This window comes from Paenibacillus sp. WLX1005 (assembly GCF_046603685.1).
In the GTDB taxonomy this organism is placed as follows: Bacteria; Bacillota; Bacilli; order Paenibacillales; family Paenibacillaceae; genus Saccharibacillus.
In genome coordinates, this window is sequence record NZ_CP176756.1 from 2,483,851 (window position 1) to 2,498,883 (window position 15,033).

Here is a 15,033-nt window from a genome sequence, read left to right on the forward strand (position 1 = left end):
ACGTATACAAAAAGAGCGCATCCTGCTATCAAAGCGGATGCGCTCTTTTGTATGTGATTGATTGGAATACAGGATTAACGTGCTTCCTGTGTATTTTTGACCATTTTAACAAGCATATGCGCCAGCTTGTGACGTTGTTCCTCGTCTCCCACTTTCCACAATTCATATAACAGTTTCTCTTCACTGTTTTGTGGCTGCTCATGGGTAGCAAGATAATCGGCGATTTTTTGTGTAAGCTTGGCAATATTTTCTTCACTTAATCCAATAATTTCTGCCATGTGGATACGTTTGCTCAGATACGAACGGAACGACTCAAAATCATCCAAGATCTGCTTTTTCTGCTCATCACTGATGCGGTTTAATGCCGCTTCGACTTTGTCTGGTTCGACCTGCCCCGATTTATTCACAATATGATCTTGTTCTGACATGATGTACTCCTCCTCGGTGTCTGTTAATGGCTTTGCTTCTACGTATTTAACCGAAAAAAATGAAATCAATCCTATATTTATCTTTGGATCAAATAAATATCGATTACACCATGTTATAAGCATTTTCAGACGTGTATCAATAGCACTTAATGATAGTTAGGGCTAGATTTTAGAACCTGGTATTAATTTTGTAAATGAGTATTAACATTATTGCAACCAATTCATCAAAAACAAGGTGTATAGTGAAGGAACAAAGCAAGCAATTCTACATCTTATCCGTTTCTGAACGACAAGATGTAAATACGAATTGGAAAATTTTTGAATGGTTCTTGCGTAAAGGTTTCTGGTTAATAACTTCTACACAGCAATCCATCATTGTACATATTGTACGGGGTGAATGCTGTAGGAAAGATCACAGAATATTGCCGGGCTTTGCAACAATTTGGGCGGACTCGTCGTTAGTAATAAGAACGACAATTCATCCGCACAGACAATGTCAACATAAGCACATTGCAAATGGTAAGCGAGTTTCCTGACATTTCGTCAGACCAACCGGCCATTTAGAGAAGGGGAGATGCAGCGATGATGAAAACAATGATGGGAATACTAGGAGCAGGTGCTGCTTCTTTAATCTTTCTGACCTCGGGAAGTCTGGCAACAGGGAATACCGTAGATTCCAGTACCAATGTCGCACAGGCGGCAACAGTAACAACCAGCGTTTACAAAGACACGTACAGCAGTACAACACCTGCTGACGGTACGTATACGGTATTTATTAATGATATCAAGCGTGATTCCAACGGTCAGTACAATCTAACCATTGATCCAATTAACTGGTACACTGGCGATGAAGCCAACAAAATCTTCGTCAAAGAAAATCCAGACAGTGGTCTGGACGGTGCACCAGATGGATATTACATCACGAATACAGATACCACCACATATCAATATGAAGCTCCAACCAGTGCTCAAGTATTGATGCAGATTTATGATCATACAGGCAACTGGGAAGACATCGACATCAATTGGAATGAGTCGATTACAATGTCCAAGTTGAATGCTATTTTCCAAAAACCGGATCTGCTTGATCCAACCGTTTTCCCTTATCATGTCACAGTGAAAAACGGTGAAATTGTCAAAGTCGTACAGCAATATATCCCTTAAATCACATTTATGACTGTACCGGGCATTATGCGTTATCAAAATAACCAACCATTGATCCAAGGGATTGCTGTTCCGGTGCAAGTTGCATGACCGGCGTAGCAGTCCCTTTTTGCATAGTGGCTATGTGTGAATCAAGGAAGAGCGGCGATATTTTATTCGCTGCTCATTATCTGGTATGATGCTAATGGATGTTGTTTTGCCTGGTTGCTGAATTTGAAGCAACTTTTGGCAATGTGATGCGTTACACTATTGAGGAGGTGCATTTACGATGCAACGAAATAACCAATCATGGATGAAACGGAGTCCACTGGCGATTCTGCTGCTGCTCGGGGTGATTCTGCTCGCGGCATGTGGCAACAATCAATCGCAGCAACCTGCGGCAGCACCTGCCGAGAATGGCAGTACGAGCACTGATACAGAAGTGACACAACCGCAGGATAACACAGAAACGACTCCTGCTGACAACGGTTCTACTGGAGAAGACAATATGGCATCTCCTGAAACGAATGAAGGTACGAGCAGTGAAGGTACAACCGAAGGCACTACAGATACCACTACTGGAGATGATCAAATGGCAACACAAGTCGCAACCGGTACATTCTCCGGTCTGGCTGATGAGCACTCCGCTGAAGTCATGGTAGACGGTAGCCCGGTTGTTTATCAACTCGATGACAGCGTCCGCGATGCTGCCAATAAGCTGAAAGAAGGCTCCGAGATTACGTTCAAGTATACCGAAAAAGCGATTCCTGGCGATGCTACAACTAAGCTGAGAACGATCGTTGAACTGGAAAGCAAATAATGAAGGCATAACAAAAGCCCGACTGCGGATCATAATGATTCGTAGTCGGGCTTTTTGCATACATGTTAGATTGAGTGTTGTAGGAAATAATGTTTTTATTACAAGCGAAGCGACAGATAAAATTTAGTTGATCTAGTTGATCTAGTTGATCTAGTTGATCTAGTTGATCTAGTTGATCTAGTTAAATCGTATGCTCCATTTTGCCAGGTTTACGCGATACGAGACGCACCAGATCGATCGTCAGGAACGGTAGCTGCATGCCTGCCGGGTAAGCGAGATAACGTGCTTCCCATTCGGGTGAGAATTTCTCTTTGTAGCGGCGTAGCCCTTCAAAGCCATACCAGTGTCCGCCGTATTGGAATACGAGTCGTGCAAGCTTTTCCTCGCGATGGGCATTGGCATTTTCACCAACGCTAGATAAAGGAGACATGCCCAGATTAAAGTAGGCATAGCCGGATTCTTTTGCCCATTCAATGAGGCGGACGAATAGTACATCCATCGTACCGTTTGGCGTTTCGTTCAGATGACGCATCAGATCAATCGAAACGATCCGGTTATTGTCGTATGCTGGTGCTAGTGTAGCAAAGGCGAGAATACGACCACTGGCTTCACGTAGCAGAGCAATCGGTGCGCGCTGGAGATACGATTCATGGAACCAGCCGAGAGAGTAGGCTTTTTCCTTGCGATCGCCCAGCCATTCGTTGGAGATTAATCGCAATTCGCTGATCAATTCAGCCGAGAATGGCGGTTGCAGAACCTCGAACAGCTGTCCTTCACGTTCAGATTTATTTTTGGCAGTACGTAGTCCTTGATTGCTTTTGCCAGATAGAGTGAATTTGTCTAGCGGCACCAAGGCTTCCTCACCAAGTTTGAAGAAGTTATAACCATTCTCATGGTAAATGGATAGATACTCTGGTGCTGCTTGGTAGAATACAACGGTTAGTGCAAAATGATCGGCATAGCGTTGAAACTCCTGAATGGCAGCGCCAGCCAGTGACTTGTCACCAATCGGATCGCCCAGCACGACCAGCTTATCACGGACACGGGAGTAAGGAATCAGAATCTTGCCTTCCTGTGCCCAGTATAATGTTTTGTCACCTAGATAGAGTAGGTGACTAAGCAGGTTCCCCTGTTGATTTTGCAAAAATTCATTTAATTTATCCAACTGCTCGGCATCTGGCAAATCTTCTACATGTCGGTTAGGACGAAGAGCAAAGATTGCTGCCAGTACGATCAGTGCACTAATAAAAGCAATCACTGCTGTTACGGCATACTCATGCGGATTAAGGAACCATTGCTGTGCTCGTGCAGGCAGATGGCGCAGCAGTGAAGGGTGAATCTGTGAACCAACGAGATAATAACACAGCGACGAGATAAAGGCGAGTATGACCCACACACCGATACTACGTGGCGACAAGCTGGCACTTTCCCGATTGAATTTGGCACGGGACACCCAGAGGATGATCGCGACGATCATCAGAATGATCGCTTCTTCATAATCAAAGCCCTTGGCAAACGTAAACACCGCGCCCGCAATGAGCAGCCCTGCCGTCCATACAAAGGCGCGGCGGATACGCAGCGAAATGCCGCGCGAAACGATAATTAGCATAATACCGATCACAACCGATAATTGCTCAGAAAGACGCATGATTGGCAAAGACAGAATATTTTCCATAAATCGCATACGTTCGATCAAGCCCGGCGTCGCTGCGGATAGCAGCAAGATGATTCCGCTCGCAAGTACAAGCTTGCCGAGCGCCCATGCACCCAGATCACCGAGCAGACCAAATTGCGAAGGCCAGCCCCAGAATTTGGTCCACGCATTACGCGATGAATCCAGTCCATTCGTAACCATATCCTTCATCTGTCGGCGGCTTGGAGTAATCTCGAAGGCTGCCAATACAAGACCGATCAACCAAGGAATCAAGAAGTAGAACATTCGGAACAATACGAGTGCCGTAATCGCGCGCGTTGAATCGACACCGATCGTTTGCAGACCGAGTAGCGCTGTCAAATCGAATGCGCCGATACCACCTGGCGCCATACTGATAATTCCGGCAATGGCAGCCACTACATAGATTCCGATTGCAGTTGCAAACGGCAGATGATCCAGATCATGATACAGAATTAGCCAGAATAATACAGCCGCACACGCCCATTCCAGAAACGACGCACCGACCGAAGCGATTACGATACTCCACGGCAGCTTGCCTTCGCCTTCTTTGTGGAACCATTTGGCGAATAAGGAGGAGCGCTGCATTAATAGGAAAAATGGCAAATACAGCGATACGCCCCAGACGGCAAATCGCAACCATGGATGTGCATCAAACATCGGCTCTACCGGGAAAATGCCGATAATCGTCAGCCAACCGAGTAGGGACAAACCAACCAGAATGATGGGTGATAGAAATAAAATGGCAGACCCCATCGTCTTGATCGGTACACCGCTCTTTTTGTATAGAATGGCACGTAGACCGACGCCAGTGAGACCAGCAAACCCAATCATATTGTTGAATGTATTGGCGATCCATGCGTAGCGGAAGGCAGCCTTCCATTCTACATCCAATTTAAAATGCTTACGTAGCAAATAATCATAAGTACTCATCGCCGAGACAGCGATGAAGGAAGCCAGTGAGATTTGAATAATTGCCGACACCGGCATACGGTGCAGCTCAAATAATACACGGCCCAGATTAATATGTTCAATTTCTTTGCGTCCTTGGATAATAATGATCACCAAAATAATAATGGGGATCAGAATTTTGATAATACGCGCTCTGAATAGAGCTGTCATCAGTTGAAGTATTTTAAGCTTGCGCAGCGTTTCTCTCATGTGATTATGAACTCCACCTTTGTCGATATAATGGGCGATTGCTGGATGATTCCATGATCGGAATTACGGTCTCTGCGTTGTCAAAAATCGCATTTACCCGGATCTGCTCAGATACTACATCGGTATATTGTGGAGCATTCATAAATGCTTTCCAAATAAATCCCATTACTATTGTATAACACCATTCCGATAAAGTTAAATGCGTTTACAGCAAAAAAGACGCCATCGCCGATAGAAATGCACATGCTCTATCATAAGGGAGGACGTCTTGTTATAGGATACAGGAATGTCATAAATGAGAATGCTGCGGCTAACTACGCTGTAAGTGAAGCTATTCAGAGATATTGTCGACCTTGGTATCAGGCTGATAGGACGTTTGAAAGTCTTCGTAATTGAAGTCAATCATCATGCCCATAGAAGCGTGGTGAAGCTCATGACAATGGAGCATCCAGTTGCCTGGATTGTTTGCGAGCAAGGCGATTTCGTACGTTTCTCCAGGTCGTACATTGAGTGTATCTTTCCATACTGGAGCACCGGAAGCCGCTTGGCCATTACGGGATAGCACCTGAAATACATGACCATGCAGATGCATCGGATGATCTTCATTACCGGAAGGAGCGGACAAGGTGATGTGTACCGTATCGCCCGTTTTGACAGTCAGTGCTTTGAGATGGTTGTAGGATTCGTCATTGATCGTATACGCCATTTTGCCATCGCTAACGCCCATAGACAACTTAAGATCGTAATTGCGATCATATTTCTGATTCCATGTAAATGTGGAAGCTGTTGGTTGTCCATAATTCATTAGATCCAGCTCTGACCAATGGGATGCGTTAGCTGCTGTTAGATTCTGTTGCTGACGCTTCACTTCATCAATGACTTGCTGCTGGTTAGGCTGCTGCCCACGATCAGATACCACAATCGGCAGACGCATGGAGCGTGCAAAGTCGGAATCGCCCACAGCTCCGATAGGAGTTACACCGTTGTCGGTAGCAGTAAAGGCGAGATCATACCGTTCGCCCGGAGCGATACGTAGCAGCCCTTTATTTAACGTCTGAGGCTGATAAATTTCTTCTCCATCTGTAGAGACGACGGTATAGGAAGATAGCGGAATGTACAACAATTGAGTCATATTACCTGCATTGACGAAGCGTAGACGTACATGCTGACCGTTGTTCACATATAGCGGATCAATCTGATCACCGCTGCGTCCATTAATCGTATACAGATTGTACGCACCCATATTGCTATTCAGCGCTGCCGTATTAGATTCCGTATTTGCCGGATGAGTATTAGGATCATTCCATTCGTCCAATACAAATGTTCGATCCACATCAGCAGTTGATGATTGTTTTGGATGAACAACAAATGTACCATATAATCCACGACCGATCTGATTCAGGCTATCCTGATGCGAATGATACCAATAGGTGCCAGCGTGTAGCGCTTGAAAAGTATACGTAAATGTTTGGCCCGGCTCAACAGCATCCTGCGTCACACCAGGAACACCATCCATATCGTTAGGTAGAACAACACCATGAAAATGAATCGATACCGGCACGTCCAGCTTGTTTTTCAAATGAACGGTAACGATATCGCCTTCTGTAACTTCGATTTGTGGACCAGGTACGGAGTTGTTGAATGTCCATACCGGCAAGTATTTTCCTTTTTCTACTTCCAGATACGAAGATTGCGCTGTTAATGTAACTTCCTTGCTATTCACAATCTGTTGATCTGTAGTAATGCTGTTCGGAATCGTAGACTGACTGCCTTCCGGTGCAGTCATATTGCTCATATCGCCATGATTCATCGTATGACCGGACGTTGCTGTGGCTGCATCCGTTTGTGTCATAGAAGAATCGCTTGAAGTCGTTGGCTGATGAGTATGACCGGTGTCGGCAGAGCTGGAAGATGATCCGCTGCATGCACTAAGAACCGCAATCATGCATAATCCTAGTACAACATATGAAAAATGAGAACAAAGCCGCAGTGGCTGAATGAATGTATATTTCAATGCAAATCTCTCCCAGATTCAGAATAAACAACAAAAAGGGACATAGAGTCTTATTTTATTATGCCGTAACCTGAGTGGATGTAGGTCTAATGGAATTGTCAGTTTGTTGACGATTGCATCTTATCGTCTATCTGCAATTGATGACAAAAATGTTATAATTTGAGCTTGGTAAGTGTTTTATTTGACATCGTACTGTTTAATAATGATGCACATGACTCAAACGTGAAGAGATTCACAGGATATGCATTTGTTTGCAAACGGTAATAATATACCAAACAAAGGAGGGAAAAGGTACACCCACACATAGAGTTCTGAGCCGAATACTTAGCAGCACGATTCAGCAACTAAGAACATATAACTAACACCCATATAAACGGAGGTAGATGATAATTATGATTACCATGTCCAAAAAAGCTTCATTCATGCTGGCTGCATCCATTCTGGCGAGTGGAGGTAGTCTGTTCGCTGCGCCAAGCGCACATGCAGCAATTCAGTCCAATGTGGTGACAAACGATATCGCGTGGACTAACACATCCGCACCGGCTGCACCTACGAATGTAGCTGCGCGTTCTGGTTCTAATCAAGTCGTATTGACTTGGTCTCCAGTTGAAAATGCAAGCAGTTATGAAGTACGACGTTATGATGTGATCAACAACACGTATAATAGCGTACAATCCAATACGTATACTGTACTGACTACAGGTGTCACAGATGCAGTATATGCGGATACATCTGTAACGAACGGCGAAGTGTACGGCTATGTAGTCAATGCAGTATTGGCTGATGGTCAAGTAACGCAAATGTCTTCACCTGTTGTAGGGACTCCAGTTACTCGCTCTGGCAATGTAAAACAGTCACTCATTTTGCAATACAAAGCTAACGGTAGCGGTTCCGGTGCGATTCGTCCAACGATCAACATCATGAACACTGGTACAGAAGATGTAAACTTGAGCGATATTCGTGTGCGTTATTACTTCACTGGCGGTAACGGTCTGACTGCACGTGATATATCGATAAACAGCGTACCATTCAGCACTAACAATGTAGAGGCTCATATCGTGAATATGGAGCAACCACAAGCTGGAGCAGATAGCTACGTAGAATTGATCTTCAATGCTGAAGCAGGTATTGTTCCTGCTGGTGGAGATAGCGGAGATATTAGCTTCACAGTACAGAGAACATCCGGCGGTAACTCCTCGTCCGATTACTCTTACAGCGACAACACATCTATGGCAGACAACAACAAAATCGTTGTTTACTATCAAGGTGGTCCAGTATGGGGCTCTGATCCGGGTGTAACCGAAGAACAATAATACGACCATCGGTACTATGCGAATGGTAATACACAAATCGTTGCATCATATAAGGATTCATGCGTAGCATAGTGGAAGATATAAAACGCAATACAACATGTAAACGAATCATAGAGCGGAAGTCGGATCACCATTGTAGCGGCAATGTTGATCCAACTTCTGCTTTTTGTATTCTAGATTTTACCGCTTGCATAGCTGCTTACAAAATGTTATTATAGTTACAAATAATAACTTAATTAACGAAAGGAACTTACCTTATGAGTACTTCCACCATTCATCCTGATCTTGAGATCGGACTTGTGAAAATTAAAGTGAGTCAATTGGAGCGTTCTGTTGCTTATTATTCTGACATCATTGGCTTGAAAGTATTAAATCAAACGGAAACTACTGCTGAAATGACGGCAGACGGTCAGAATCCGCTGCTTATTATAGAAGAAATTCCAAATGCAATCATCCCGCGCCGTCAATCCGTAGCTGGATTGTATCATTTTGCGATTCTGCTGCCTGATCGTACTAGCTTAGGATTAGCATTACGTAATCTGGCAGAGCATCGTCAGCCGATTGGACAGGGTGACCACCTTGTAAGTGAAGCGTTGTACCTATACGATCCTGATAATAACGGAATTGAAGTGTATGCCGACCGCCCACGTTCAACATGGCAAACAGATGAACAAGGCTACTACGTCATGGGTACTGAACCTGTCGATGTGGACGGGTTGTTAGAGCTGGCAGAAGGGAAACCATGGACTGGATTGCCTGCCGGCACCAAAATTGGACATGTGCATTTCCATGTATCCAATCTGGAAGAGGTGCGCAAATTTTATGTAGATATCCTTGGTTTCGAAATTGTCCTGACAGATAATCGTTCAGTGCTGTTCATTGCTGCTGGCGGATATCATCATCATATGGGGTTGAATATTTGGGCAGGTGAAGGTGCTCCCAAAGCGCCTGCTCACTCTACAGGCATCGATTATTACACGCTGCAATTGCCTGATCGTGCTGCGTTACAAGAAGTTGCTGACCGCATTACCGCAGCGGGCTTGCCTTTTGAACAAGGAACAGATGAATTATGGATTACTGATCCGTCCAATATTCGCGTTCGTCTGTATGTACCCGCATCATAATCTAGTAGTAGCTCATTCATTTGAATATGTACAAAAAAGGTTAGCGCCATACACGCCGGCGCTAACCTTTTTCTTGTGTGCTGCTATCATATGCTAGTATAGTACGCTATGTTTGTACTCATTTCATAAGGAAGCTAGAAATCTAATCAAGCTTTTGCAGTAGTCATACTGATGTTAGTAAAAGTCAGAAGTGCCGTCCTGCTGAAAAGTCGGTGCCCAAGAATCGGTGCCATTTTCTGAATATTCGCCCAATGATAACAGGATTGCAAAAACAATAAATACAATGACAGCCGTATGCAGCAGAAACCCGACGATGGCACAGATTAGTCCGCTAATTGCCATGCCTCTGCCGCCTTCCATGCGGCGGGGAATTTCTTTGAGAGAAAGAATACCAAAGATTACACCTAGTATGCCAAGAATGATACCAATGCCCGGTAAGAAGAAGAGCGTTACAATAGACGAAATACCCAGCACGAGTGCAGCAATGGCTTTGCCATTATTCGGTCGTGGAGCATAGGGATGGTAAGGATCATACTGACCGTAAGGCGGCTGTGAACCATACGGTGGCGGAGATTGATAGGGCGGGCGGTTCGGATCCATAGTTGTTCCTCCTTTATCGATATGTATATGCCGTAAGCGTGTTTGCTGCTATTCAGCTATATACTATGTATTCAACCATCTTTTCTATCATAGCAACATTTTTCAGAAAAAGCATAACAATAAATACCTTTTATTTAGTAAAAGGTTTCAAAAAAATCTGCATGGTAGGCATGATCAGGCGTAATGGTCATGCATGTACATAAAAACAGGACTTTCCGCAAAAGGGAAAGTCCTGTTGACAGCAGAGCGGTGCAAAGCGCGTCTGCCTGTGTAATCATTACATAGTGCTGGATACGGAACTTGGCAATGGACGAGTCATGTTCAGATAGGAAGCAGTCAATTCTTCGAACCATTGTTTGTCTTTGACGACCAGTGCCAGATCGATCATTGCTTTTAATTGCTCAGCTTCCAGCGCGACATGATCCTGGAACGAAATTTCAGCGGTGGCATACACTTCACCATCGGTATTTTGTTTCATGAATACGCGGATCGTGCTGTCCATATATTCTTGACGCAGGAAGTAGATTACTTCGCTCATGAGGATTGGACGGGAGTGAGTTGGATAGACGCAGTCCATTACTTTTACCCAGTAATGTTTGTTGGACAATTCGACTTCGCCTTCGGCATTGATGAGGCGGCTATCCGCTTCGATATGATAATTCAGTTCCATCGATTGTACTGGGAAGTTACGGTTCAATTGTTTATGGAGGACAGCATAAATTTGCTTTTCGTTTAATTGGATCATGCTAATCATTCCTTTTCTATATTATCGGATTATTCATTATGATGCCTGACGATTCATCGTGTGAGGCAGTGTCAGTCGCTGTCTGTCCATCAATCTCATTCAGCGTTTCAATTGTGAAGTGAATGTGTGTTTTACCTGTCGTTGAATAAATATATCGGTCAATAGTCACGGATATTGTATAGTGTTTATGTCGAAAAAGATAAAAAATTGCTGAAAATGTTAAATTTTATAGTACAAACCAATGGAGGAATCATCGTGCCCACTATTCCCGATCATCTGCAAAATCATCTTGATATCTTATTTGTCGGCTTTAATCCTAGTCTTCGTTCCGGGGAGGTGGGGCATCATTATGCGAATCCACGCAATCGGTTTTGGCAAATTCTATACCGTTCTGGTCTGACACCTCGTCTATACACGCCGGATGAAGATGGCGATCTACTGGAACTGAGTTATGGGTTTACGAATATCGTGTCTCGTCCAACGCGTGGTGTGGAGGATATTAAACCGGAAGAGTATGCACAAGGGCGAGTGGAGCTAAGAGCCAAGCTAACGGAATATCGCCCGCAGATTGCTTGTTTTGTTGGGAAAGGGGTATACACGCAGTACAGTAAAAAAGCAAAAGCACCGTGGGGATTTCAGGATGAATCCATTACAGAAGGTGTACGTGAATTTGTTGCGCCTTCGTCGAGCGGACTTGTACGTATGCCGCTGGACGATATCGTCGACATTTACCGTGAACTGAAAGAAGGATTGGATTTGTTAAGAGAGGGACAATCTTGAGAAGGTATCGTAAGTCTTGCTTGACGGCGGAGTTTACAGACATAAGATTCAAATTGACAATGGGATTATAATTTTCTGGTATAAGTTATGTATCGGTTTGCATGCAAGCATTTTAAATTGCAAATGAATTGACTTTTAAAATATTTTGCGTTTTAATTATATAGACCAATCGTTATAATTGGAGAGACGGAGAAAAAGGAGTGATTGGATTGGGCGAAAAGTCCAATGCAAAGGAGCAGATTGTTGATACGGCAGCGCGGTTGTTTTTCTCCCAAGGATATCATGCGACAGGACTCAGCCAGATTATCAAGGAGAGCGAAACGCCAAAAGGCTCGTTGTATCACTATTTTCCCAATGGCAAAGAACAGCTGGCCCTCGTGTGTATACAGGAGGCCAATAAGCATGTTACGGACAAGTTCCGGCGCACCTTTGGCAAGTATGACAAAACGGGTGACGCCGTTTATAACTTTGTGCATGATATGGCGTTGGAGACGGAAGCGTCTGGATATACCGGCTTTATTCCGTTTAGCTTCTGGGCAGCAGTAGAGACATCCTGCATTAGCGATACGCTGCGTACCGCGTGCAAGCAAGTATTTGCTGACTGGCAGCAAATTATTGCGGAACGTCTGCTGTTGGAAGGAGCAAGTGAGGAGCAGGCTCAGGATGGTGGACTGCTCACGCTGTCGATGATGGAAGGGGCGCTGATTATTAGCCTCACCAACCAGAACAACAAGCCGCTATTAACGGCTGCCAAATATTTGTCCATGGTTATGAAAAGCTATGGAAATCAGCCGGGTGAACAACAGGATTGATAACATAACGCCCGGCGACAAACAAACTACACATAGACAGAAAGATAGTCAAGGAGGATGGGCTCGTGGATGCTTCCATGAAAAATGATCCTGCACAGGGTCAACAAGAAACAACGCAATATAAGGTATTACCGATTTTGTTCGCTATGCTACTCAGTGGATTCATCGGTCTGTTCGGTGAAACTGCGCTGAACGTAGCGATTACACCGCTGATGGGTGTACTGGGCGTAGGCGCTACGACAATCCAGTGGCTAACGACGGGCTATTTGCTCGTTATGGGTATTCTCGTGCCTGTATCAGGCTTGTTGCTGCAATGGTTTTCAACGAGACAGCTGTTTACAACTTCGCTTCTATTCTCGATTGCAGGGACGATTGTAGCGGCGATGGCGCCAAGCTTTGAAATTTTGATGATTGCACGCTTATTGCAGGCAGTTGGTACAGCATTGCTGTTGCCGTTGATGTTTAATACGATTCTGGTTATTTTCCCAGTGGAGAAGCGTGGTTCGGCGATGGGATTGATTGGTCTCGTTATTATGTTTGCGCCAGCAAGTGGTCCGGCAATCTCTGGTTTGATTTTGGCGAATCTGACGTGGCACTGGATTTTCTGGATTTCGTTGCCGTTTTTCATTATCTCGTTGTTATTCGGTCTGAAATTCTTGCCTAACATCTCACGTTTGACTAAACCGAAGATTGATGCGCTATCGATTGTGTTATCGACGCTTGGGTTTGGCGGAATCGTGTATGGATTTAGTAGTGCTGGTGGACATGGCGATGCAGGCAGTGGTTGGAGCAATCCGATTGTTATTGCGACACTGGCAATCGGTATTATTGCGCTGGTATTGTTCAGTATCCGTCAATTGCGGATGGAGCAGCCGATGATGGATCTGCGTGCATTTAAGTATCCGATGTTTACGATTGGATTGATCCTTGTCTTTATTTGTATGATGATGATTCTGTCATCGATGCTGATATTGCCAATGTACTTGCAGCAAGGACTGGCGTTAACAGCGCTGGCAGCAGGTCTGATTCTGCTTCCAGGTAGTCTGCTTAACGGTTTCCTGTCGCCAGTTATGGGTCGTCTGTTTGATAAATTTGGACCCAAATGGCTCGTTACGATTGGTATGGCGCTGGTAGCGATTGTGCTATTTATTTATACAAGTATTGATGCGTCTACACCGGTTGGCTTGATCATTACGCTTCACATCTTTATGATGGTCGGCATTTCGATGATTATGATGCCTGCGCAGACGAACGGGCTGAATCAGCTGCCAAGTCACTTTTACCCGCATGGTACAGCGATTATGAACACGTTGCAACAAGTAGCAGGTGCGATTGGTACGGCACTGGCAGTGAGTATTCTGAGCGCTGGTCAAGCCAGCTATCTCAGCGGTGTTGCTGATCCGTCAAGTCAGGCGAATCAGGCAATGGCATTTACGACAGGTATTCAGCACTCCTTTATCTTCGCACTGGTATTGGCAGTGATTGGATTGGTATGCTCGTTCTTCGTTAAGCGTGTCATTGTGAGCAAGCAGGCAGGCGCGCAAGGTCCAATGCATTAATGAAATTGCAAATAGCCCCGGTCTTCAAATGATGAAGATCGGGGTTATTTTGTATGAAGATTGCAGTTATGTTTTGATATCAGCTTTTGTCTTGAAGCATAATGGGGAGAGTCTGCATTGATGCTTGCATCTAACGGTGATGGATAACCATTTCGCTGCACTCTGAATTCTGCTATGCTGAATCCACTTTTCCATTACAGGAGGTCTTCTTATGATTACGATTGATCCGCAATCTATTACCAGTGTCCAGAATTACAAGCTTGTGACCGGTGCTGTTATTCCGCGCCCGATCGCTTGGGTTAGTACGTTATCGGAAACTGGCGTGTATAATATTGCGCCGTTCAGTTATTTTAATATCGTCGCTTCTGATCCACCGATTGTATCGGTATCGGTTGCAAGACGTGAAGGTCAAATGAAAGACACAGCGCGCAATGTCATTGACAACGAAGAACTGGTCATTCATATTGTGAATGAAGAATTGACTGAGCAAATGAATATGACGGGCTCGACGCTGCCGCCGGATCAGAGTGAATTGGAATTAACGAATCTCACCACCGTACCAAGTGACAAGGTTGCTGTACCGGGGATCGCCGAGGCGCTTGTGCGATTTGAGTGCAAGCTGGAAAAGCATATTCCAATCAAAAACGATCAAGGCGAAATTGTACAGGATCTGCTGCTGGCGCGCATCATATGGTATCATTTTGATGAAAAGGTAATTCAAGCCGACAAGTTTTACATTCATGCCGCCGAACTGAAACCGGTAGCGCGTATTGCCGGGAATGAATATGCTCGTTTGACCGAGCCGTTTGTGGTGGAGCGTCCGCTATAATTCGTCAGGCAACAGGGCTACTGGAACCGTTTT

Annotated in this window: 13 protein-coding genes; 8 read left to right on the forward strand and 5 right to left on the reverse strand. The window is 44.7% G+C overall.

The window, feature by feature from the left end; translation table 11 throughout:
- Positions 1–74: 74 nt before the first annotated feature.
- Positions 75–428 (reverse strand): DUF3243 domain-containing protein, encoded by a 354-nt coding sequence (locus ACE3MZ_RS10745; RefSeq protein WP_411346422.1) that lies wholly within the window; start codon positions 426–428, stop codon positions 75–77.
- 582 nt (positions 429–1,010) lie between these two features.
- Between ACE3MZ_RS10745 and ACE3MZ_RS10750 the strand changes: the two genes are divergently transcribed.
- Both ACE3MZ_RS10750 and ACE3MZ_RS10755 read left to right on the forward strand, forming a co-directional pair.
- Complete coding sequence (locus tag ACE3MZ_RS10750; RefSeq protein ID WP_411346423.1) at positions 1,011–1,592, forward strand: hypothetical protein; 582 nt, start codon at positions 1,011–1,013, stop codon at positions 1,590–1,592.
- Between the two features lie 268 nt (positions 1,593–1,860).
- Positions 1,861–2,391, forward strand: a complete 531-nt coding sequence (locus tag ACE3MZ_RS10755) for a hypothetical protein (RefSeq protein WP_411346424.1) — start codon at positions 1,861–1,863, stop codon at positions 2,389–2,391.
- Positions 2,392–2,572: 181 nt separating this feature from the next.
- Here ACE3MZ_RS10755 and mprF read toward each other — a convergent pair whose 3' ends face one another.
- Together mprF and ACE3MZ_RS10765 are read right to left on the reverse strand one after the other, a co-directional pair.
- Positions 2,573–5,224: a bifunctional lysylphosphatidylglycerol flippase/synthetase MprF gene (mprF, locus tag ACE3MZ_RS10760; protein ID WP_411346425.1), complete on the reverse strand. Its 2,652-nt coding sequence runs from the start codon at positions 5,222–5,224 to the stop codon at positions 2,573–2,575.
- A gap of 331 nt (positions 5,225–5,555) precedes the next feature.
- The gene (locus tag ACE3MZ_RS10765) at positions 5,556–7,169 is read right to left on the reverse strand and encodes a multicopper oxidase family protein (RefSeq protein WP_411346426.1); all 1,614 of its coding nucleotides are present in this window, start codon (positions 7,167–7,169) and stop codon (positions 5,556–5,558) included.
- 461 nt (positions 7,170–7,630) lie between these two features.
- Between ACE3MZ_RS10765 and ACE3MZ_RS10770 the strand changes: the two genes are divergently transcribed.
- Positions 7,631–8,551: a cellulose binding domain-containing protein gene (locus ACE3MZ_RS10770; protein WP_411346427.1), complete on the forward strand. Its 921-nt coding sequence runs from the start codon at positions 7,631–7,633 to the stop codon at positions 8,549–8,551.
- A 257-nt stretch (positions 8,552–8,808) separates the two neighbouring features.
- A complete protein-coding gene (locus ACE3MZ_RS10775; protein ID WP_411346428.1) occupies positions 8,809–9,675 on the forward strand; it encodes a VOC family protein in 867 nt (288 codons plus the stop codon).
- A gap of 174 nt (positions 9,676–9,849) precedes the next feature.
- On the opposite strand, the gene ACE3MZ_RS10780 is transcribed toward ACE3MZ_RS10775, so the two are convergent.
- Together ACE3MZ_RS10780 and ACE3MZ_RS10785 are read right to left on the reverse strand one after the other, a co-directional pair.
- Positions 9,850–10,275 (reverse strand): DUF4190 domain-containing protein, encoded by a 426-nt coding sequence (locus ACE3MZ_RS10780; protein WP_411346429.1) that lies wholly within the window; start codon positions 10,273–10,275, stop codon positions 9,850–9,852.
- Between the two features lie 277 nt (positions 10,276–10,552).
- Positions 10,553–11,020 (reverse strand): IDEAL domain-containing protein, encoded by a 468-nt coding sequence (locus ACE3MZ_RS10785; RefSeq protein WP_411346430.1) that lies wholly within the window; start codon positions 11,018–11,020, stop codon positions 10,553–10,555.
- Between the two features lie 255 nt (positions 11,021–11,275).
- Between ACE3MZ_RS10785 and ACE3MZ_RS10790 the strand changes: the two genes are divergently transcribed.
- The 4 genes from ACE3MZ_RS10790 to ACE3MZ_RS10805 all read left to right on the forward strand — a co-directional run bounded on the left by ACE3MZ_RS10790 (position 11,276) and on the right by ACE3MZ_RS10805 (position 15,000).
- A complete protein-coding gene (locus tag ACE3MZ_RS10790) occupies positions 11,276–11,800 on the forward strand; it encodes a mismatch-specific DNA-glycosylase (RefSeq protein WP_411346431.1) in 525 nt (174 codons plus the stop codon).
- 209 nt (positions 11,801–12,009) lie between these two features.
- A complete protein-coding gene (locus ACE3MZ_RS10795; protein ID WP_411346432.1) occupies positions 12,010–12,612 on the forward strand; it encodes a TetR/AcrR family transcriptional regulator in 603 nt (200 codons plus the stop codon).
- A gap of 77 nt (positions 12,613–12,689) precedes the next feature.
- Positions 12,690–14,171, forward strand: coding sequence for a DHA2 family efflux MFS transporter permease subunit (locus ACE3MZ_RS10800; RefSeq protein WP_411346760.1), 1,482 nt, complete (start codon positions 12,690–12,692; stop codon positions 14,169–14,171).
- Positions 14,172–14,382: 211 nt separating this feature from the next.
- The gene (locus tag ACE3MZ_RS10805) at positions 14,383–15,000 is read left to right on the forward strand and encodes a flavin reductase family protein (RefSeq protein WP_411346433.1); all 618 of its coding nucleotides are present in this window, start codon (positions 14,383–14,385) and stop codon (positions 14,998–15,000) included.
- Positions 15,001–15,033 lie beyond the last annotated feature (33 nt).